This is a genomic window from Christiangramia flava JLT2011 (genome assembly GCF_001951155.1).
In the GTDB taxonomy this organism is placed as follows: domain Bacteria; phylum Bacteroidota; class Bacteroidia; order Flavobacteriales; family Flavobacteriaceae; genus Christiangramia; species Christiangramia flava.
In genome coordinates this window covers 1,838,510-1,858,321 of the sequence record NZ_CP016359.1, presented here as the reverse complement: position 1 = coordinate 1,858,321, position 19,812 = coordinate 1,838,510, and the positions used below count along the sequence as shown (strand labels likewise).

Annotated in this window: 20 protein-coding genes; 13 read left to right on the top strand and 7 right to left on the bottom strand. The window is 46.7% G+C overall.

Annotated elements, in window-relative coordinates; all coding sequences use genetic code 11:
- Window positions 1-93 precede the first annotated feature (93 nt).
- A complete protein-coding gene (gene hemN / locus GRFL_RS08015) occupies window positions 94-1,458 on the top strand; it encodes an oxygen-independent coproporphyrinogen III oxidase (RefSeq protein ID WP_083644125.1) in 1,365 nt (454 codons plus the stop codon).
- Here the strand turns inward: hemN and GRFL_RS08010 are convergent.
- Entirely contained in the window at window positions 1,455-2,069 is a 615-nt protein-coding gene (locus GRFL_RS08010) for a thioredoxin family protein (protein WP_083644124.1), read from the bottom strand. The genes hemN and GRFL_RS08010 overlap by 4 nt on opposite strands.
- Before the next feature lie 12 nt (window positions 2,070-2,081).
- The gene (locus GRFL_RS08005; protein ID WP_083644123.1) at window positions 2,082-2,921 is read right to left on the bottom strand and encodes a universal stress protein; all 840 of its coding nucleotides are present in this window, start codon (window positions 2,919-2,921) and stop codon (window positions 2,082-2,084) included.
- A 142-nt stretch (window positions 2,922-3,063) separates the two neighbouring features.
- Between GRFL_RS08005 and GRFL_RS08000 the strand changes: the two genes are divergently transcribed.
- The 4 genes from GRFL_RS08000 to GRFL_RS07985 all read left to right on the top strand — a co-directional run bounded on the left by GRFL_RS08000 (window position 3,064) and on the right by GRFL_RS07985 (window position 6,548).
- Window positions 3,064-3,279: a hypothetical protein gene (locus tag GRFL_RS08000; protein ID WP_083644122.1), complete on the top strand. Its 216-nt coding sequence runs from the start codon at window positions 3,064-3,066 to the stop codon at window positions 3,277-3,279.
- A 100-nt stretch (window positions 3,280-3,379) separates the two neighbouring features.
- Window positions 3,380-4,630: a PAS domain-containing sensor histidine kinase gene (locus tag GRFL_RS07995; RefSeq protein ID WP_083644121.1), complete on the top strand. Its 1,251-nt coding sequence runs from the start codon at window positions 3,380-3,382 to the stop codon at window positions 4,628-4,630.
- A 1-nt stretch (window position 4,631) separates the two neighbouring features.
- Entirely contained in the window at window positions 4,632-5,675 is a 1,044-nt protein-coding gene (locus GRFL_RS07990) for a response regulator (RefSeq protein WP_083644120.1), read from the top strand.
- A gap of 84 nt (window positions 5,676-5,759) precedes the next feature.
- Complete coding sequence (locus GRFL_RS07985) at window positions 5,760-6,548, top strand: universal stress protein (protein ID WP_083644119.1); 789 nt, start codon at window positions 5,760-5,762, stop codon at window positions 6,546-6,548.
- 148 nt (window positions 6,549-6,696) lie between these two features.
- Here the strand turns inward: GRFL_RS07985 and GRFL_RS07980 are convergent, their stop codons facing one another.
- From GRFL_RS07980 to GRFL_RS07960, 5 genes are all read right to left on the bottom strand, one after another.
- Window positions 6,697-6,981, bottom strand: a complete 285-nt coding sequence (locus GRFL_RS07980; protein WP_083644118.1) for a hypothetical protein — start codon at window positions 6,979-6,981, stop codon at window positions 6,697-6,699.
- A gap of 82 nt (window positions 6,982-7,063) precedes the next feature.
- Entirely contained in the window at window positions 7,064-8,341 is a 1,278-nt protein-coding gene (locus tag GRFL_RS07975; protein ID WP_083644117.1) for an acetyl-CoA hydrolase/transferase family protein, read from the bottom strand.
- A 54-nt stretch (window positions 8,342-8,395) separates the two neighbouring features.
- A complete protein-coding gene (locus GRFL_RS07970) occupies window positions 8,396-8,965 on the bottom strand; it encodes a YceI family protein (RefSeq protein WP_083644116.1) in 570 nt (189 codons plus the stop codon).
- An 81-nt stretch (window positions 8,966-9,046) separates the two neighbouring features.
- Complete coding sequence (locus tag GRFL_RS07965) at window positions 9,047-10,318, bottom strand: hypothetical protein (RefSeq protein ID WP_083644115.1); 1,272 nt, start codon at window positions 10,316-10,318, stop codon at window positions 9,047-9,049.
- Window positions 10,319-10,343: 25 nt separating this feature from the next.
- Window positions 10,344-10,931 carry a YceI family protein gene (locus GRFL_RS07960; RefSeq protein ID WP_083646020.1) on the bottom strand — a complete coding sequence of 196 codons (588 nt, stop codon included), beginning with the start codon at window positions 10,929-10,931 and terminating at the stop codon, window positions 10,344-10,346.
- Between the two features lie 204 nt (window positions 10,932-11,135).
- Here GRFL_RS07960 and GRFL_RS07955 point away from each other — a divergent pair, with 204 nt between their 5' ends.
- The 8 genes from GRFL_RS07955 to GRFL_RS07920 all read left to right on the top strand — a co-directional run bounded on the left by GRFL_RS07955 (window position 11,136) and on the right by GRFL_RS07920 (window position 19,762).
- Entirely contained in the window at window positions 11,136-13,520 is a 2,385-nt protein-coding gene (locus GRFL_RS07955; protein ID WP_083644114.1) for a heavy metal translocating P-type ATPase, read from the top strand.
- A 73-nt stretch (window positions 13,521-13,593) separates the two neighbouring features.
- Window positions 13,594-13,794, top strand: coding sequence for a cbb3-type cytochrome oxidase assembly protein CcoS (gene ccoS / locus GRFL_RS07950; protein WP_083646018.1), 201 nt, complete (start codon window positions 13,594-13,596; stop codon window positions 13,792-13,794).
- A gap of 2 nt (window positions 13,795-13,796) precedes the next feature.
- Window positions 13,797-15,995: a cytochrome-c oxidase, cbb3-type subunit I gene (gene ccoN, locus GRFL_RS07945; RefSeq protein ID WP_083644113.1), complete on the top strand. Its 2,199-nt coding sequence runs from the start codon at window positions 13,797-13,799 to the stop codon at window positions 15,993-15,995.
- An 11-nt stretch (window positions 15,996-16,006) separates the two neighbouring features.
- Window positions 16,007-16,216 (top strand): cytochrome C oxidase subunit IV, encoded by a 210-nt coding sequence (locus GRFL_RS07940; protein WP_083644112.1) that lies wholly within the window; start codon window positions 16,007-16,009, stop codon window positions 16,214-16,216.
- Window positions 16,213-17,169, top strand: coding sequence for a cbb3-type cytochrome c oxidase N-terminal domain-containing protein (locus GRFL_RS07935; protein WP_083644111.1), 957 nt, complete (start codon window positions 16,213-16,215; stop codon window positions 17,167-17,169). The genes GRFL_RS07940 and GRFL_RS07935 overlap by 4 nt, the downstream gene beginning before the upstream one ends.
- Window positions 17,170-17,181: 12 nt before the next feature.
- Window positions 17,182-18,594, top strand: a complete 1,413-nt coding sequence (ccoG, locus tag GRFL_RS07930) for a cytochrome c oxidase accessory protein CcoG (protein WP_083644110.1) — start codon at window positions 17,182-17,184, stop codon at window positions 18,592-18,594.
- A gap of 5 nt (window positions 18,595-18,599) precedes the next feature.
- On the top strand, window positions 18,600-19,055 hold the full coding sequence (locus tag GRFL_RS07925) for a FixH family protein (protein ID WP_083644109.1): 456 nt from the start codon (window positions 18,600-18,602) through the stop codon (window positions 19,053-19,055).
- Window positions 19,055-19,762 (top strand): sulfite exporter TauE/SafE family protein, encoded by a 708-nt coding sequence (locus tag GRFL_RS07920; RefSeq protein ID WP_083644108.1) that lies wholly within the window; start codon window positions 19,055-19,057, stop codon window positions 19,760-19,762. The genes GRFL_RS07925 and GRFL_RS07920 overlap by 1 nt, the downstream gene beginning before the upstream one ends.
- Window positions 19,763-19,812 lie beyond the last annotated feature (50 nt).

Below are 19,812 nucleotides of genomic sequence, written 5' to 3'. Positions count from 1 at the left end.
ATGCGGCACAGAATATCCTGAAAAAGCCGAAAAATGACATTGCTCATATTTCGGCTTTTGGCCTTCCGGTACTTTTGCTGAAATCTTTCTGTCATGAACCAAAACCTGATTTCCAAATACAACGTTCCCGGCCCACGATATACCAGTTATCCAACCGTACCGTACTGGAACGACCAAACATTTTCCTTAAAAGCCTATACCGCTTCTCTGCGGAAAAGCTTCCGCGAAAGCAATGAAAGTGAGGGCATCAGTCTTTACATACATCTGCCGTTTTGCGAGAGCCTGTGTACTTTCTGCGGCTGCAACAAAAGGATCACCCGGCAACACTCGGTTGAAGTTCCTTACCTGCAAAGCCTGCTGAAAGAATGGAAACTTTATTTGGATATTTTCGGCAAAAGACCGGTGATCAGCGAACTGCATTTAGGCGGCGGAACACCTACTTTCTTTTCCCCTGAAAATCTCCAGCGACTTATTGATGGCATTTTTAGTAACGCCAGGCGAGGTCGCCGGATGGAACTTAGTTTTGAAGGGCATCCTAACAATACCACGATGGCACACCTGGAAACGCTTGCCAGTTTGGGTTTTAGCAGGGTGAGCTACGGCGTCCAGGATTACAACGCGACCGTTCAGCAGGCCATTCACCGTATTCAGCCTTTTGAAAATGTGCAGAAAGCGACCCTTCAGGCGCGGGAGGCTGGTTTTATTTCCGTAGGGCATGACCTGATTTTTGGACTGCCTTTTCAGAAGACCGAACATATTGAAAAGACCATTGAGCAAACCATTCAGCTTCGGCCAGACCGCATTGCTTTTTACAGTTATGCGCACACTCCCTGGCTGAAAGGCAATGGCCAGCGTGGATTCAAAGAAACCGACCTGCCTTCCGCCGAAGAAAAAAAGCGACAGTATGAAACCGGGAAAAAAATGCTGCTGGCAAATGAATACCTGGAAATCGGGATGGATCATTTTGCACTGAAATCTGATAGTCTTTCAAAAGCCATGAATTCCAAGACACTGCACCGCAATTTTATGGGCTACACCTCTTCCAAGACGCAGCTCATGGTGGGGCTGGGCGTTTCGGCTATTGGAGACAGCTGGTATGCGTTTGGGCAGAACGTCAAAGGGGTGGAAGAATATGAAGCACTGGTGAACCAGGGAATTTTGCCAGTTTTTCGCGGACATATCCTGAATGAGGAAGACCAGAGCCTGAGAAAACACATCCTGGAACTGATGTGTGACCTGGAAACCAACCTGGAAAATACCCGAATTTCGGCGGAAGAAGAGCAGGCTATTTTAGACAGCCTTTCGGAAATGGAAAGCGACGGATTGATCTTTCTGAGCGACCGGAAAATCCAGGTCACAGAAAAAGGCCGTGGCTTTGTAAGAAACATCGCCATGGCCTTTGACTTGAGACTGAAAAGAAACCGACCCGAACAACGGCTTTTTTCAATGACCGTTTAATGGTGAAGGGCCATTTCTCCCTCGATCTGTACCTCGATTGCTGCAATTTCAGCGATGATCTGTTTTCCCAGATCCTGATTATAAAATACCTGCAGCTGCTTTTTAATCTCGTTGTCTACCCTACCATGCAGCTTTTGGTACTCATTCACCATTTGCGTAGCCATTCTGGACCTTGGCCCCCATTGGGCGAGGACGTTCAGGGCTTCATCGGTGATCAGCAGCTGGAGAATGGTTTTTTGATCCTTCCCTAAACGCTTCATCAAATCCCGGTTTTCATTCATGATCAGGATCTTCAGCTCAATATTTTCAGAAAGCCCAGCGAGCTTTTTGAGTACCGGCAGGGTTTGCGCCGCGTCATCACAAAAGGATTCTGCGAAGAGTAACCAGTATTGCCGGTCTTCCACTTCCTGAAAAATACTCTTTTTTTCAGGTGTTATGTCTACCAGGTGTTCCATGCGTTTCATCCTGGTATAATTCAGGCGGGTCGCATTTACCCGGTTTTGGGTCCATTCACCGGTGGTGCTGGTGGTAAGAATAAGTCGCTCCACCAGCTGCCGGTATTCTCTGTAATTTATTGCCTTTTGCAGGCTTTTTTCCAGCAAGGCCTTCATAATTTAAGTTTTTTAATTCGGAATTTTCATGGTCATCACCGGAACTGTGGAATGATTGGCAATGCTTTCTCCCGCGCTTCCGTAGAAGAAATGAGCCAGCCCTTTACGACCGTGAGTGGGAACGATCAAAAGGTCCACATCCCGTTCAGCAGTATAATTGAAGATACCGCTCTCCAGGGTGTAATCGCTAATGAGATCCACCATATCAAATATCTCCGGATTGTCTACTTCAGCATTTTGAATGAAACGCGAAGATTTGGCCAGGATCTCTGAGGTACTGGAAAATTTCTCCGGCAAATTCACATGCAACAGCCTGGGTTCGCAGCCAAACAATTTCAGGAAGCGGCGAATGTCTTTATAAGGCTGAACAGATTCCTCGTTGAAATCGGTCACGAAAACTGCCTGGCGAATCTGGAAATCTTTTTCTCTTTTTTTGACTACCAGCACCGGAACTTCGGAACTGCGGATCACCTTTTCGGTATTAGAGCCTACGAACACATCACCTATCCCGGAAAGTCCGTGTGAGCCCATGACAATAAGGTCTGCCTGCCACTCGGCTGCCACCTCGTTCAGTTCGTGGAATTTTCGGTAATTGCGCACGGTCACGTGCACTTCAATGCCTTCCAGATACTCCTTTTTCAGGAAGCTTTCAAATTTCTTATGTGTAAGTTCCATGTAATGAAGCACATCAAAGACTTCTTCGGTTTCAGATTTGGTGAAAACCGCATCGGAGAGCCCGAGCATATGAACTACCACAATTTCAGCATTTTCGAGGTGCGCGATCTCGGCAGCCACCTGTAATGCATATTCTGAATAATCAGAAAAATCGACGGGTACAAGTATTCTTTTCATGGTTGAAAGTTTTATACCTAAAATTACCCGAATAGCTCGTGGTAAAATATGACGGGTGTCAGTAAACCCCATTTTCAGCCAGGAGTTTTAGAATTTCCTTAAAACAGCTTCATGGAATTTATGCGTACCTTGAAAGGAAAAAATGAAATTTGGAGGCACATTCTGGCTGGCTGTTTCCAGTGCGTTGCTGGTCGCGCTAACGATCCTCGCGTATTTTGGAGGCGCCTTTCCGCTGGCATTTTTCACCATGCTATCGGGCCAGGCCTGTTTACTAATCGCCGTCTATCGCGTGCTCCGGGAACCCTATACCGGCAGTAAAACTTTCGATGATTTTTACGAAGATCATCCCTCACCTTGAATTCGGAAGGTTTTTTAGCTGACTTTCGAAAATTTCTGAAAATGTTTTTAACTTTAATTCGCCTTTCCGAAAAGGGCGTAACAATCAAAAATCAGAAAACTTGAACGAAAGTCTCCAGCAGAACAAAGACATTTTCAACATCCTGTTCGAAGCGGCTTCTGAAGGGATCATCGTGGTCAATTCCAGTCAAAAGGTAGTGGCCACCAACACCGCGGCAGCAAAGATGTTCGGCTATGAAAAAACCGAATTGCTGGGCAAGGATCTCGACGTGCTGGTACCTAAGAAATACCACCATTCCCACCATCGCCACGTAGATCATTTTATTGAGAACAGTGAGAAACGGCAAATGGGCCACGGCCGGGAATTGTACGGCGTAAAAAAAGACGGTTCGCTGTTCCCGGTGGAAGCAGGACTGAACCCTTTTGAAATAGAGGGCGAGAAATTCGTGATGTCGCTGGTGATCGATATCAGCATCAGGCTGGAAACGCAGCGGCAAATCAAGGAACTCAATACCCAGCTGGAAGAGAAGATCAGGATCCGGACTTCAGAGCTCAGTGAAAGCGTGGAGAAGCTGAAAACTGCCAATCTGGACCTGGAAAGCGAAGTCAAACGCCGGATGGAAGCGGAACGAAAGATCAAGGACGCCCTTCAGAAGGAAAAGGAACTCAGTGATCTCAAAACCAAATTTCTTTCGCTGGTATCGCATGAATTCAAGACTCCGCTTAGCGGCATCCTGAGTTCTGCTACGCTTATCGGGAAATATCAAAAAGAAGAACAACAGGAAAAAAGGGAGAAACACCTGCTGACCATCAGGAACAAAGTGCATTACCTGAACAATATCCTGAACGATTTTCTTTCCATCGAACGACTGGATAGCGGGAAAGGCCAGTATAAATTCATCGAATTCAGCCTGAAAAGACTGATCAATGAAGTGGTGTACAACGCCAATATCACGCTCAAAGACGGCCAGGAACTGCTTTATCCAAAGGAGCAGCAGGACCTGTTGCTCTACCAGGACGAGAAGATCGTCGAGCTGATTCTTTCCAACCTGTTGAGCAATGCCGTAAAATATTCCCCGGAAAATACCACGATCGAATTTCGGGTGAACGTACAGGGTGACCGCATCCTTTTTGAAGTGGAAGACCAGGGAAGAGGAATTCCGCAGAAAGATCAAAAACACATTTTTGAACGCTATTTTCGGGCAGAGAACGCCCTGCTTGACCAGGGAACCGGGATTGGGCTGAACATTGCCAAGGCGCACCTGGAAAATCTCGGCGGAAGCATCAGTTTTAAGAGTATTGAACATAAGGGAACGACCTTCCGGGTAGAATTACCGGTAAAAAAAGTTTAAGATGAAACACCTCCTACTTATAGAAGACGACGTCACGGTTCGTGAAAACACCGCAGAATTACTGGAACTTTCAGATTATGAAGTGACCACTGCCTCCAACGGGAAACTTGGCATTTCCAGGGCGGTTGAAGTGCTGCCAGACCTGATCATCTGTGACATCATGATGCCGGAAACCGATGGCTACGGCGTGCTGGAAGCATTAAGCCAGAACCCGAAAACAGCCAATATCCCTTTCATTTTTCTCTCAGCAAAGACCGAGCATAAAGACATTCGCAAAGGGATGGACCTCGGGGCAGACGATTACCTTACCAAGCCATTTGAAGAGGAAGATCTGCTGAGCGCCATTGAAAGCAGGCTGGCGAAAGTGGCCATTTTGCGATCTTTTGATCAGCGTACGGAAAAGGCAGAACCGGGTTCTTCGCTGAACGATCTCGATGACCTTCGGGAAACCTTCCGGGACCAGGCATTGCTCGATTATAAAAAAGGAGAAGCAGTCTACGAAAAAGGCAAACAGTCCAATTACTTCTACCTTGTCAAAAAAGGCGTGGTAAAGGCACATCGAATGGACAACCAGGGCAAGGAGCTCATCACCGAACTGTATAAGACCGATGATTTTTTCGGCAACCCGGTAAAGAATAGTCAGAGCGCCTACGAAGATTATGCTACTGCGATGGAGGAGACGCAATTGTATGCCGTTTCCCGCGAAGAATTTCACCGCATCCTTTCTCAAAACCCCAGAATCACGCTTCAGCTCATCGAAGTGCTCAACAAGAACCTCTCCGAACTCAAACAGCAGTTGATGGATATGGCCTACGGATCTGTTCGGAAGAAAACGGCCAATACCATTCTCCTGTTTGCGGAGCGCATTGAAAAACATCCGCTGAAAAGCATCCGGATTTCCCGCGCAGATCTCGCCGGTGTTGCAGGAATGGCCCCGGAAAGCCTCATTAGGACGCTGTCAGATTTTAAAAAAGAAGGGCTTATCGAGATCGAAGGAAGGAACATCAAGATTGTGAATGCCGACGCCCTGAAAAAGATCAGCTAAAAAATCCAAAATTCGCAAGAACTGATTTTGGTCATTTTTAAGGCCTGCCTATTCGCGTAATTTCGTTCAGACAAGAATGAACGAATGAACGTACTTATTTTAACCGATTTCTCGGAAGTTTCGTCCAACGCGGCCCGTTATGCGGTAGACTTCCTCCAGGATACTGAAGCGAATTTCTATTTTCTCAATATCCAGGATTTCGATTTTAAGCGTTCCTCGCTGAAGAACCTTGACCGGAAACTCATCGAGATCCTTCATAAACTGGAACAAAGTGCCGCCGAACTGAAGGCTTACAGCACCAGTCCCAGACATCATTTCAACACCATCCTTTCTTCGGAAAACCTTATCAGCGCGGTTCGCAAAGCGCTTACGGAAAAGAAGATCGACCTGATCTTCATTGGCGCAATTAGCCATAAAGTGCACCACCATCCCATTTTGGGCGACCATGCTTATGAGGTTGTTCGAAAAATCCGGTGTAATATTTTGGCCATACCCGCCAATTGTACCTATCGTTTTCCTGAAAAAGTCCTGCTACCCATAGATTATTCGGTGCAACAGGAAGAAGAAATTCCTACTATCATTTCCCAGAACAGTTTTCTGCACCGCAGTGATTTCACGGTCTTGAAATTAAAGGAAAACCAGCGCAGCCTGGTGCTCATTAGCAATCCGCAGCAAACTGAAACCAGCTTGGTGGAAGAAAACCAGGGTGATTTCAGCGAGGAATGGTTCGGCGAGATCCAGCAGGATTATGACCTGATCTTCATCATTGGGAAAAACCTGAGTATTTGTGACCGTTTCTTACATTATAAACACGGCATTACGGCCAATATTGACCTGCATCTGCCCATTTTTGTCTTCCACAACCCACGGTAATTTCCAAATTTTTTACTGAATACTTCGGAAACTGATCGCTCCTTCAGCGGTTGTGCATTTTCCTGCTTTTTATACTGAAAACAAAAAATCCTCCGGCGAAGCTGCTGCTCCTGCCGAAGGATTTCGATCTCTGGTTGGTTTATCTGGTTCAGCTGAGCAGGTTCAGCAGGATAAAAATACTACTAACGCCCAGGCTGAGAATTAACGAATTGAAGACAAATTTTGGCGACAACTGTGATAATACCGCCGCATTGTACCACATGGCTACCACTACGATGAGCCCGAGTTGGATCATGTGGTAGAATTCGTGACCGTTCATAAGCACCAGCATGGCGGCAATGGAACCCAAACCACTCGAAAGAATGATCCCGGTTGTGGCTCCCGCCTGAAAATCCCTGCTAAATTCAGTTAATTGTCTTTGATAGATTGTCATGATTTCCCGTTTTATGATTATCGCATAAAATTAGTTTGAGGCTGTCTCAGAAAATATGACCGACATCAGTTTTAGCTGGATTTCAGGCATTTAATCGCTCATAGGCCTGCCTGGAAAGCTGCTCGCGGAAATCTGGGTGGGCAATCGAAATAAGTGCTTCTGCCCGCTGTTTCAGGTTTTTTCCGAAGAGATCCACCACGCCATACTCGGTCGCGACGTAATGCACGTGGGCCCTGGTAGTGGTCACACCGGCTCCTTCCTTGAGGTACGGAACGATCTTGGAAACGCCTTTATTGGTGAGCGCAGGCATGGCGATAATAGGTTTTCCGCCATCTGAAAGCGCAGCACCGCGAATAAAATCCATCTGGCCGCCCACACCTGAAAACTGCATTTTCCCAATCGTATCGGCACAAACCTGCCCGGTAAGGTCAATTTCTATCGCTGAATTGATCGCGGTCACTTTCGGGTTCTTGCGGATGATCGCCGTATCATTGGTATAGGCCGCTTCCTTGAAATGCACCAGCGGGTTATCATCTATAAAATCGTACAATTTGGACGATCCCACTGCAAAACAGGTCACCAGTTTCCCGGTTTTCACCTGTTTTTCCTCGCCGGTGATCACGCCTTTTTCTATGAGCGGAAGAACCCCATCAGAAAACATTTCCGTATGAATCCCAAGCCTCTTATGATTGGTAAGATTGCTCAGGACGACGTTCGGGATTCCGCCAATGCCCATTTGCAGCGTGGCACCGTCTTCGATCAGCCCGGCTACATGCCAGCCGATCTTCTTCTCGACCTCTGTAGGTTCCGACAGGTTATGAATATGGATAGGATGATCTATCTGCACCGCCGCATCGATTTGGCTGATGTGGATGATCCCGTCACCATGCGTTCTCGGCACCTGTGGATTTACCTGTGCGATCACTTTTTTCGCATTCTGGATTGCCGGAAGCGTAATATCCACGGAAACTCCAAGCGAGCAATACCCGTGTTTATCTGGCGGCGACACCTGTATGAACGCATAATCCAGCGGAAGGATATTTCTTCGGAAAAGCACATGGATCTCACTCAGGAATATGGGAATATAAGCACCGAAATTGGAGTTGACGGCCTTGCGAACATTACCGCCCACAAAACAGCTGTTCGTTTTAAAGGAAGCGTTATAAGGTTCCTGCGTATACAGCGCATTTCCTTCAGTATGGATCTGGATGAGTTCCACGTTCTCCAGTTCCTGGTATCTCTCGCAAAGCGCATCTATTAACGCATTGGGCGTCATGGCGGCACCCTGGAAGAATACGCGCTGGCCCGACTGTACTCCCGAAACCGCTTCAGGAGCTGTTACCATTTTTAGTTCTTTCATGTTTTTAGTTTATAAGGTACTACCGCTCAGAGAATTTTGAAAATTTTCCGGTAGTTATATGGAATGATCAACCTGAAGGTCAAAACTGATCTCGATCTCCTCGTCTACCTCGATCAGGCCCAGCGCTTTTTTAGGCGGCTCCAGGCCAAAATCTCTAATGTTCAGCCGAAGTTTCCCCTGATAATGAGAATCGCTGATCAGCACCGGCAAATCGTATTGTTGCTGTTCACCCGCCAGGCAGATCTTTACAAAAGCTCTGCAATATTGTTCAGAAATTGGCTGAATTTTAAGGATACTGATGCGTATCTCTGGAAAGCGATCAGACTGCAGCAGGTCACAAAAATCCTCGTTCATACGCCGGTTTCCGCAGTCAAAAGCGGCAGCCCTCAGGCGAATATCCAGGTCGTCCAGCAAAATGCACTGATCTTTTACCGTATACAGGATTTCCCGCTGGCCGCTGATCTTTTCGGTGTCAAAAACGCAATGAAATGTGTTCACATTGGTACTGCCGGTGATCATCAGTTTGCTTTGAGGCAGTAACCGAAGAGCGGTGGATTCCACTTCGGTCTGGGCAAGGAGGAGCATATGGATGAAAATAGCGAAAATGGGCAGCAGCTTTTTCATGACTTCAGGTTTTGGTGTGTGTGAAATTATTGAAAGAAGAAAGGCCTGCCCTTTACGAACAGGCCTTCCCAACCTTCGATTTTAGAAAGCAATGGCTGCTTCAACCATAAATCCATTGAACTTTCCGTCGTTATGAATATCTGTTACGGGATAATCATTGTATTTCTGGTTCACATATTCGGCTTTCATCAGGATGTTTTTGGTCATGAACCATCCGGCTCCAAGCTGGAAGCGGTTCACGCTCACATCTTCCCCGCTCACGAGCGTACCGTCTACCACGTTGTAACGGGTGCCGAGGTAGAAATCTTCAGTTTCTCCAAAACGGTAGATCAATTCTCCTGAATACTGGTTCCAGGTACGGCTATCGGTTTCCGTAGAACGTTTTCCTTTGGCGTTTTCATAGATTCCGAAGAATTCGAGTCCGCCAACCTTGAAGAACGGGTTGATCATTACAGAGGTCATTTCGTTTTTAAGATCAGGATTGATCCTACCGGCTCGGAAACCGTCTCCGGCACCATCCACATCGGTAAAAACATTGTAATATCTGGAACCTGCGCGGTCACCGCTATACAGGTAAGCGCTACCGGTTTGGTTGGTGTGGTAAATGGATCCGGTTAGACGGAACCTGAAATCATCGCTGATATAATCGTCATATCCAAATTTGGCAAGGAAAGACGGGCTGGTGGTTTCCGGTCTGGTTACGGCCTGGTTCAGTTTACCATTGGTAAGTCCTAACATCCCGATCCATCCGTTGCTGAAATAGTACACTTCGGCGCCAACTTCAGTAGTAAAACTATCCATCAGGTAGTTCCCAATGAACGGGTTGTGCAAAGACATGGCGTTATCTGTTCTTCGAAAGTGGGCATCACCATAGTTATTTTCCATGTGACCAATTTTCACCCGAACGTGGTTCATCAGATCTTCTGCAAAACCCTGGCTAATGAAATTCAGCTTATCAATCTGGATATAACCGCCTTTTACATAGGTTTCTGTATGGTGCTGAGAAGACAAGTAAGTTCTCAGGTGCATGCGAACCCCGTCGTAAAGCACTACATCGAGATCCAGGTTGGCAGTTGCAAGGTTAAAGTTATCACCAATTTCCTGTAATACCGGTGTGCCCTCGGCACCGGAATTTTCGTGATCCAAAGCCTGGAACTGCAGCGTGGAAGCTCCTCCAATTCGCACGTGAACGCCGTCATAAGAAGTGGTGGAATCTTTCACCGCTTCAAAATCGTTGACTCCGCGCTGGTCTGGTTGCCGGTAGTTGTCCAGGTCTCTCTGCGTCTGCGCAGTTAAAGGTATCGTAGCTAAACTTAGCAGGATCGCACTGAATAATTTGATAGAAGTTTTCATGACTATTGATTTAAAGGTTGAAGTTTTATTTTCTAAATATGGTTTTGAATTTAACGGTGACCATCTTGCCAGTCGTAATGGTGCCGAACATGGCTGATGGTGGCTCTATTTGATAAGCGGTCATATCGATGTCTTTACTGCCTTGCAGCTCCACACGGTCGCTGGCGGTTTTCAGGGTGAACTGCAGTTCGGTATCCCGCTTCACACCGGCTATTTCCAGTTTACCGGAAGCTTTCACCAGGTAAGTTCCTGCCGCAGTCTCTTTCATGGAATTCACTTTTTCCATCCGGAAAACAATGTTCTTATGATCGCCGGTATTTAGCGCCTTATACGTATTCTTATCCATGCCGCTTTTCCCGCTTTTCAGGCTTTCGGCTTCCACGCTAAACTGGAGTTTTTCGATATCATCGATCTTACCCTCATCAGTCTCCAGCGTGATCGTACCAGAACAGCTTTCGGCTTCGATATGCCAGTCGTGGATGTTGGAGGTTCCTTCTACCAAAACGCTGGTCGCATTTTTATTTAACTGGTAGGTTTGTGCCTGAAGGTTGAAGTTCCAAACCAGCCCAAGAAGGCTAAGACTAAGGAATTTCATGGTGCCATTGAATTTCATAATAATTGCTTTTAAAATCATTACAAAATTGGGCCAGGAGTGGTTCTTAAATTATGACGAAAATCAGCTTTTGAAACATTTTACTTTTTTCTGAAAATCTAGTGTTTACAATAGTTTCCAGCTATTTTGAAAAAGATGACAATGGTCATTTTTCCGAAAGATTAAAGAGCGCATTTTTGAAAACTGTTCCAAAAATGTGTATAAATGAATTGCTACCACTGCGGAGAAGAATGCCAGGAAGAACACCTATATTATAAAGACAAGAATTTTTGCTGCAACGGTTGCAAAACGGTCTTCGAAATCCTGGAAACCAATGATCTTTCTTACTATTATGAGCTGGAACAGGCTCCCGGGATCTCTCCGAAAACTAACAAAAACCGATTCGCTTTCCTGGATGATGCTGAAATAGCCGCCAAATTCCTGGAATTCCAGGACGGGGACCTCAGCATCGTTTCATTTTTGATCCCTTCCATGCACTGCAGCTCGTGCATCTGGATTCTGGAAAACCTGAAAAAACTAGAGCCCGGTATTAAGAGTTCACAGGTAGATTTTCCCAGGAAAACCATCAGGTTAAGTTTCAGGAACCAGTCGGTTTCCCTGCGCGAAGTGGTAATTTTGCTCACACGCCTGGGATATGAACCCAACATCTCCCTGGACGATTTCGAGAAAAAGAAAGAAAAGGTGGATCGCCAGCTCATTTACCGGTTGGGCGTTGCCGGGTTCGCGTTCGGCAATATCATGTTCCTTTCTTTTCCGGAATATTTCGAGCTGCGGGAATTTTGGCTGGAGCAGTTTAAACCGGTCTTTCGGTGGCTCATGTTCTTTTTCTCACTTCCGGTCGTTTTCTACGCGGCCAGCGACTATTTTTCCTCGGCCTACAAAGGGCTCCGCTCCAAAATGCTCAATATCGATATCCCGATCGCTCTGGGAATCATCGTACTTTTTGTAAGAAGTTCAACCGATATTCTTCTGAATTTGGGAAGCGGTTTCTTTGATAGTTTAAGCGGACTCGTTTTTTTCCTCCTGCTAGGCAAGTTCTTTCAGCAGAAAACTTATCGGTTTCTGTCTTTTGAAAGAGATTACAAATCGTATTTTCCCATTGCCGTGACACGCCTTCGTAGCGAAAATGGGTGTTTTGAAGAAGAGCAGGTGCAGGTGTACCAGATCCGAAAAGGTGACCGCATTGTCATTCGCAACGCCGAACTCATCCCCATGGATGGTTTACTTTTAAGCGAAGAAGCCCTTATCGATTACAGTTTTGTCACTGGCGAGGCCGAACCGGTATCCCGCAAAAAAGGTGATCACTTGTTCGCAGGCGGCAGGCAGCAGGGTGGGCTCATTGAGATCGAGGCAACCAAAGAAGTAAAACAAAGCTATCTTACACAGTTATGGAGCCATGAAAGTTTTACGAAAAAAACTGAAAAAAGCTTTAAAACCCTTACTGACCAGATCAGTCGGCGGTTCACTCTAAGCGTCATCAGTATAGCGATATTATCAGGAATTTTCTGGCTTTTTTACGATTCTGCTCAGGCCTTAAATGTAATCACGGCTGTGCTCATCATCGCCTGTCCTTGCGCGATTGCCCTGGCCGCACCTTTTACGCTTGGCAATCTGCTTCGCATCTTCGGAAAAAACCGACTCTACCTTAAAAATGCTTCGATCATAGAAAAAATGGCTGGGATCGATACCATAATTTTTGACAAGACCGGAACGATTACCGCGACTGGGAAAAAACAGATCTCCTATGAAGGTATAACCCTGAGTGAGGAAGAACTGGAACTGCTCAGCTCCAGCCTCCGGGCGTCTAACCACCCGCTGAGCCGGTCGTTGTACGCCTTGCTTAAGCGGCACCATATCAAAGTACTGGAGGATTTTGAAGAGATCCCCGGAAAGGGAATTTTAAGCAGGCAGGGTAACAATCATATGAAGATTGGTTCTACCAGCCTGCTTGGCCAGCCGTCAAGCACCGAAAACTTTCAGAAAACACAGGTCCACATCAGCAATAATGAGGAATATAAGGGATATTTTACTTTTCAGAACCTGTACCGCGAGGGAACAGCGGCACTTTTTCAGCAGTTATCTAAAAACTATGAAGTGATCCTGCTTTCCGGAGATAACCAGGGTGAGGAACGACGCCTGAAAGAAATGCTTCCGAAGAACGTCCAGATGCACTTCAACCAGAAACCCGGCGAAAAACTGGAATTCGTCAAACGCCTGCAACAACAGGGTAAAAAAGTGATGATGGTAGGCGACGGACTCAACGACGCGGGAGCTCTTGCCGCCAGCGATGTGGGTATCGCGATTTCAGAAGACATTAACGTGTTTTCCCCGGCATGCGACGGGATCATGGACGCCAGATCTTACCAGCAACTTGGCCGTTTTCTGAAAATTTCACAGGGAGGAATCTCGATCATCCAGTGGAGTTTCCTGCTTTCACTGGCCTATAACCTCGTAGGGCTGGGATTTGCCATAAGTGGCAACCTAATGCCAGTGGTAGCAGCAATCCTGATGCCATTGAGTTCCATTAGCGTGGTCGTTTTTACCACGTTCCTGAGCAACCTGATTTCCCGGAAAATAAAATCGGTATAAAACCCGAAAGCTGACCAATGTCATTTTTTACCAGCCAGGCGGCCAATACTTTTACCACCACAAAATACCGATGATGAATATCATTTACCTCTTACTGGCGATAAGTGTCATAGTAGCACTGGTCTTTTTCGCGGCTTTTATCATATCGGTCAAAAACGGGCAATACGACGATGTTTACACCCCTTCTGTACGCATGTTGTTTGAAGATGAGCTCGTGGATCAAGAGAAGGAAACCCATCAACAATCTACAGTCAATAAAGTGAAATCAAATTAATTATGGAAGTACAGCAATTTTATTACGATAACAAGATCGTAAAGAAATTTATCATCGCCACGATGTTCTGGGGGATCATCGGGATGAGCGTAGGGCTACTGCTCGCTTTTATGTTTCTTTTCCCCAATCTCACTGAAGGCATTTCCTGGCTGAGCTTCGGAAGGCTTCGCCCGCTGCATACCAACGCGGTAATTTTTGCATTTGTAGGGAATGCGATCTTTGCGGGCGTTTATTATTCTACCCAGCGGTTACTGAAGGCGAGGATGTTCAGCGATGCACTGAGCAATATCAATTTCTGGGGCTGGCAGCTCATTATTGTGGGAGCGGCCATCACATTGCCGCTGGGTTATACCACGTCAAAAGAATACGCTGAACTGGAATGGCCTTTTGATATCGCCATTGCAGTGATCTGGGTCTCTTTCGGGATCAACCTCATTGGGACCATGCTTCGCAGAAGACAGCGGCATCTTTATGTAGCCATCTGGTTTTACCTGGCGACATTTGTAACCGTAGCCGTGCTGCATATTTTCAACAATATTGAACTTCCTGTAAGCGCACTCAAAAGCTATTCGGTATATGCCGGGGTGCAGGACGCACTGGTGCAATGGTGGTATGGTCATAATGCCGTGGCATTTTTTCTTACCACGCCTTTCCTGGGCTTGATGTATTACTTTGTTCCGAAAGCTGCCAACAGGCCGGTTTACTCTTATCGCCTGTCTATCGTGCATTTCTGGTCGCTCATTTTTATTTATATCTGGGCCGGGCCTCACCACTTGCTTTATACCGCTTTACCAGACTGGGCACAAAATCTTGGTGTCGCATTTTCGGTGATGTTGTTGTTCCCATCCTGGGGAGGAATGATCAATGGTTTACTGACCTTACGCGGGGCCTGGGACAAGGTTCGCGTGGACCCGGTACTCAAGTTCATGGTGGTCGCTATTACTGGTTACGGAATGGCCACTTTTGAAGGCCCCATGCTTTCCCTGAAAAACGTCAATGCGATCGCTCATTTCAGTGACTGGATCATCGCGCACGTTCATGTGGGCGCACTCGCCTGGAATGGCTTTCTCACCTTCGGAATGGTTTACTGGCTGGTTCCGAAATTGTTCAAAACCCAATTATGGTCGGTAAAACTTGCCAACACCCATTTCTGGATCGGTACGCTGGGCATCATTCTCTATGCCTTACCGATGTATGTAGCCGGGTTTGTCCAGGCTTCTATGTGGAAACAGTTCAATCCAGACGGGACACTTACCTACGGAAATTTCCTGGAAACCGTTACCCAGATCATCCCGATGTACTGGATGCGGGCCATCGGGGGCAGTCTATACATTTTGGGAGCCTTTGTAATGCTCTATAATATTGTAAAAACCGTCAAACAGGGCAGCACCGTGGAAGATGAGCTGGCTGAAGCCATGCCGCTGGCAAAAGTAACCCACAAACGTACTGCGGGGGAAGCCTGGCATAGCTGGCTGGAAAGAAGGCCGGTAAAATTGACCATTTACGCCACGATCGCTATTCTGATTGGTGGAATGGTTCAGATCATTCCCTCGCTGATGGTAGATGAATACGTCCCGGTAATTTCCAGCGTCAAGCCTTATACACCACTGGAACTGGAAGGCAGGGACCTGTACATCAGGGAAGGTTGTGTTTCCTGCCATTCCCAGATGATCAGGCCATTCCGAAGTGAAGTGGAACGCTATGGTGAATATTCAAAAGCCGGCGAATATGTATATGATCATCCGTTCTTATGGGGTAGCAAGCGCACCGGGCCAGACCTACATCGCGTGGGCCAGAAATATTCTGATAACTGGCACCTGAATCACCTGTACGATCCTCAAAGTACCTCCTCCGGTTCGATCATGCCGAGCTATCAATGGCTTATCAATAACGAACTGGACAAATCCAAAACAGAAGAAAAAATGCGTGCGATGCAAACACTGGGCGTGCCATATTCCGAAGAAGAGATCGCCCGCGCCCAGCAATGGATGCAGGAACAGGGCACCCAGATCGAGCAGAATCTGTATACAGATCCTGATTTTGCTGCTTCTTATGAAGCCAGCAAGCAGGCTGCTGCCGAGAATGGGGAAGATTTCATCGACATGCGCAACCGCGAGATCGTAGCACTTATCGCTTACCTGCAACGCCTGGGAACCGATATCAAAACCGGTGACGAAGAACTTTCAAGTACAACCAACTAAAACTGCCAATCATGTTGAAATATGTAAAAGGACCTTTGGAAAATATAGACGGGGTAGCGATCTATCCCATCATTTCGCTGCTCATTTTCTTCCTATTCTTTGCCGCGCTGTTCTGGTGGGTGATAACGGCCAGAAAGGAATACATCTCTGAAATGAGCAATATCCCCCTTGAAACCGAAAAGGCTCATACTAACCTAAGTTCTCTAAAACAAGGATCATGAAAAGACTATTCAGCTTTCTAAGAATTACCGGCTTGGTGGTCCTGGCGATCATCCTAACAGAGATCACACTGGATACGGGAGACCAGTGGGCTTTCGAAAAATATCCTGTGCTATGGCTGATCCTGGCCGTGATCCTTGTACTTGCCATCGCCATCGAAGCTTCCGTAGCATCGCTGGAAAAAATACTTTTCAGGTCCTTATCACCAGAAGCACAGCAACGCTACCTCAACCATACTGCTGAAAAGCGTGCTGCCAGATTTGCCTGGATCAGTCAAACTTATGAGCGCTTGCTGGACAAAAAACCGATTGAAAAGGAAGATGAGATCATCCTGGATCATAATTATGACGGCATCAGGGAACTGGATAACAGTTTACCGCCATGGTGGCTCTATGGTTTTTACGCGAGTATGATCTTCGCCTTCATTTACCTGGTAAATTACCACCTCCTGGGAGGAGATACCCAAAAAGAGGAATATGTGCAGGAAATTACCCAGGCTCAGGAAGCGATCGAAGCTTATAAAAAGACCGCCAAAGGGCTGGTTGACGAAAATACGGTGGAATTGCTTACCGGGGAAGACGACGTCAAAGCAGGGCAGGCCATTTTTACCGCTAATTGCGTAGCCTGTCATAAAGTAGATGCCGGGGGCGGAATTGGCCCCAACCTTACCGATGATTACTGGATCCTGGGTGGTGGAATCAAAAATGTGTTCCATACCATCTCCGAAGGTGGAAGACCCGGAAAAGGAATGATTTCCTGGAAAACCGATCTGAAACCTGATGAAATTGCGCAGGTGGCAAGTTATGTGCTCAGCCTTCACGGCACCCAGCCGGCAGAACCTAAAGAACCACAGGGTGAACTCTGGATAGACCCTAATGCTCCGGTAGATGAAGTGAGCGTCAAAAATCAAGGTGATGACATCGAAATCATCATGGAAAATACAAGCGAAGAATAAGAATTATTTGGTGTGGAAAGGGAGAAGTTCAGAGACAGTATCGCAACCGTAGACCAACAGGGCAAACGCTCGTGGGTGTATCCAAGAAAACCCGCTGGCCGGTTGTATCGCTACCGCCAGTACGTTAGTTACCTCTTGCTGGCATTTCTGGTCGCTTCTCCCTTTATCAAAATTAACGGAAACCAGTTCCTGATGTTTAATGTACTGGAGCGGCGCTTCAGTATTTTCGGGTTCACCTTCTGGCCGCAGGATTTTTACATTTTTGTGCTCATTATGATCATCGGTGTGGTGTTCATCATTCTCTTTACGGTCGCCTTCGGAAGAATTTTCTGCGGATGGATCTGCCCCCAGACCATTTTCATGGAAATGGTTTTCCGAAGAATTGAATACTGGATCGAAGGAGACCGCGGCAAACAGATCAAACTGGACAAACAAAAATGGAACGCTGAAAAGCTGCGAAAAAAACTGATGAAATGGAGCATCTTTTTCTTCATTTCCTTTTTGATTGCCAATATTTTCCTGGCGTACCTCATTGGTAGCGACCGCTTGTTGCTGTATGTTTTTGAAGGTCCATCCGCTCACCTGAGCACCCTGCTCTCCCTGCTTATTTTTACCGCCGTTTTTTATTTTGTTTTTGCCTGGTTTCGCGAACAGGTTTGCGTGATCGCCTGCCCTTACGGTAGGTTGCAGGGTGTGCTGCTGGATGAACGCTCTATCGTAGTGGCGTACGATTACCAGCGAGGGGAAAAGGAAAAAGGTCGGGCCAAATTTAAGAAGAATGAAAACCGCGCCGCGACCGGTAAAGGTGATTGCATTGACTGCCTGCAATGCGTGCAGGTTTGCCCTACCGGAATCGACATCCGGAACGGGACGCAGCTGGAATGCGTGAACTGCACCGCCTGTATCGACGCCTGCAATACGATGATGGAGGCGGTTGATCTGCCCAAAGGCCTGATTCGTTATGCCAGCGAAGCCAATATTCGGAAAAAGGAGCCGTTTCGATTTACCGCCAGGTTAAAGGCTTATTCCGCAGTATTGCTCATTTTGATAGGCGTGCTTTCAGGTTTGCTTTTTCTCCGAAGTGATATTGAAGCCAATGTACTTCGGCTGCCGGGACAGCTTTATCAGCATCGGGAAAACGGGATTATCAGCAACGTTTACACTTATAAACTGATCAACAAGACCAGCCTCGACTATGAAGACCTCCAGTTCCGCCTTTTATCACATTCCGGAGAAATTGAAACGATCGGGAACCAGTTTATTAGCGTAGCATCGAACAGTTTCAGCGAGGGAACTCTTTTTGTGAACATCAGCCGGAAGAGCCTTGCAAAAGAAAAAGAAAAACTGGAGATCGGCGTGTACAGCAACGATCATCTAATTGAAACCACTTCGGTCACTTTTATGGGGCCGAGAACTTATAAATAAAACTCATGAAAACGAAATTCAACTGGGGAACAGGACTGGCGATCGGGATGATTTTGTTCGTTTCTTTCATACTCTTTCTCGTAACCACGATGCTTACCAGTGCAAAATATGAGCACGACCTGGTTACCGAAGATTATTATGCGGCAGAATTGCACTACCAGAACGACATTGATGCAGAACAGAACCTGCAGCGCCTTCCAAGCCCCGCGATCCTTGAAAAAAAACGGGAGGGACTGAAGTTTCATTTTCCTTCGGGAATGGACCCGGAAAAGATCGAGGGCAGGATTAGCCTGTATAGGCCTTCGAACAAGCAATTGGATTTCAACTACCAGCTCAGGCAACCTGAAAATGCTGAAATTGTGATTCCCGCAAAGCTGCTTCAGCCGGGAAGATGGAACCTCATCGTTTTCTGGAATTATGAAGGCAAAGAATTCCTCTATAAAAAAGAACTGGTGTACTGATGTTACTTTCTGCTGTCATATTGGGAATATTCGGTAGTCTTCATTGCGTGGGAATGTGCGGGCCCATTGCCTTCCTCCTTCCGCTGGACCGAAAACATCCCGCAAAAAAATTACTGCAAACCGGGCTCTACCACCTTGGCAGACTACTGAGCTATGCCAGTCTTGGATTATTGGTTGGATTGCTGGGAAGCGGCTTTGCCCTTTTCGGAGTTCAGCAGGAGTTATCGATCGCAGTAGGCGTTATCATGCTCGTTTTTGTGCTCATCCCAAAACTGAATCCAGACAGGATGCAGTTTAACGGAAAACTCTGGTCACTAGCAGGAAACATCAGGAACAAGTTGGGCCAGGAACTGAAAAAGAAAAAGCCGGAAACCTTTTTTCTGGTGGGAGTTCTGAATGGACTGCTGCCCTGCGGACTGGTTTATATGGCAGTATTCGGAGCGATCGCTACCGCCAGTTTACTGGAAAGCTCACTGTATATGATGCTCTTCGGAATAGGAACCATCCCGTTGATGACCACAGCGATATGGCTCGGAACGATCCTGAATCAAAACCTTCGAAAACGCCTGGTACGACTGATTCCTATTATGACTTTTGCGGTGGCGTGCTGGTTTATCATTCGGGGACTGGGACTGGAAATTCCGTTTTTGTCACCTGGCGAAAATGTGGCCGTTCAACAGGTTGGAGCAGCCATCAATTGTCATTGATGCTGTGTAACAGAAGTAGCTTCAGAAACTCAAAACCCGAATTAAATTTA

Bases quoted from the DNA above. Each gene is read 5' to 3' on its own strand.
- GRFL_RS07990 (WP_083644120.1), top strand. From the start codon at position 4,632: ATGAAACACCTCCTACTTATAGAAGACGACGTCACGGTTCGTGAAAAC.
- ccoS (WP_083646018.1), top strand. From the start codon at position 13,594: ATGAATATCATTTACCTCTTACTGGCGATAAGTGTCATAGTAGCACTG.
- GRFL_RS07965 (WP_083644115.1), bottom strand. From the start codon at position 10,318: ATGAAAACTTCTATCAAATTATTCAGTGCGATCCTGCTAAGTTTAGCT.
- GRFL_RS07935 (WP_083644111.1), top strand. From the start codon at position 16,213: ATGAAAAGACTATTCAGCTTTCTAAGAATTACCGGCTTGGTGGTCCTG.
- GRFL_RS08000 (WP_083644122.1), top strand. From the start codon at position 3,064: ATGAAATTTGGAGGCACATTCTGGCTGGCTGTTTCCAGTGCGTTGCTG.
- GRFL_RS07925 (WP_083644109.1), top strand. From the start codon at position 18,600: ATGAAAACGAAATTCAACTGGGGAACAGGACTGGCGATCGGGATGATT.
- GRFL_RS08010 (WP_083644124.1), bottom strand. From the start codon at position 2,069: ATGAAGGCCTTGCTGGAAAAAAGCCTGCAAAAGGCAATAAATTACAGA.
- GRFL_RS07955 (WP_083644114.1), top strand. From the start codon at position 11,136: ATGAATTGCTACCACTGCGGAGAAGAATGCCAGGAAGAACACCTATAT.
- GRFL_RS07920 (WP_083644108.1), top strand. From the start codon at position 19,055: ATGTTACTTTCTGCTGTCATATTGGGAATATTCGGTAGTCTTCATTGC.
- GRFL_RS07960 (WP_083646020.1), bottom strand. From the start codon at position 10,931: ATGAAATTCAATGGCACCATGAAATTCCTTAGTCTTAGCCTTCTTGGG.
- ccoN (WP_083644113.1), top strand. From the start codon at position 13,797: ATGGAAGTACAGCAATTTTATTACGATAACAAGATCGTAAAGAAATTT.
- GRFL_RS07980 (WP_083644118.1), bottom strand. From the start codon at position 6,981: ATGACAATCTATCAAAGACAATTAACTGAATTTAGCAGGGATTTTCAG.
- hemN (WP_083644125.1), top strand. From the start codon at position 94: ATGAACCAAAACCTGATTTCCAAATACAACGTTCCCGGCCCACGATAT.
- GRFL_RS07940 (WP_083644112.1), top strand. From the start codon at position 16,007: ATGTTGAAATATGTAAAAGGACCTTTGGAAAATATAGACGGGGTAGCG.
- GRFL_RS07975 (WP_083644117.1), bottom strand. From the start codon at position 8,341: ATGAAAGAACTAAAAATGGTAACAGCTCCTGAAGCGGTTTCGGGAGTA.
- GRFL_RS07985 (WP_083644119.1), top strand. From the start codon at position 5,760: ATGAACGTACTTATTTTAACCGATTTCTCGGAAGTTTCGTCCAACGCG.
- GRFL_RS07970 (WP_083644116.1), bottom strand. From the start codon at position 8,965: ATGAAAAAGCTGCTGCCCATTTTCGCTATTTTCATCCATATGCTCCTC.
- GRFL_RS08005 (WP_083644123.1), bottom strand. From the start codon at position 2,921: ATGAAAAGAATACTTGTACCCGTCGATTTTTCTGATTATTCAGAATAT.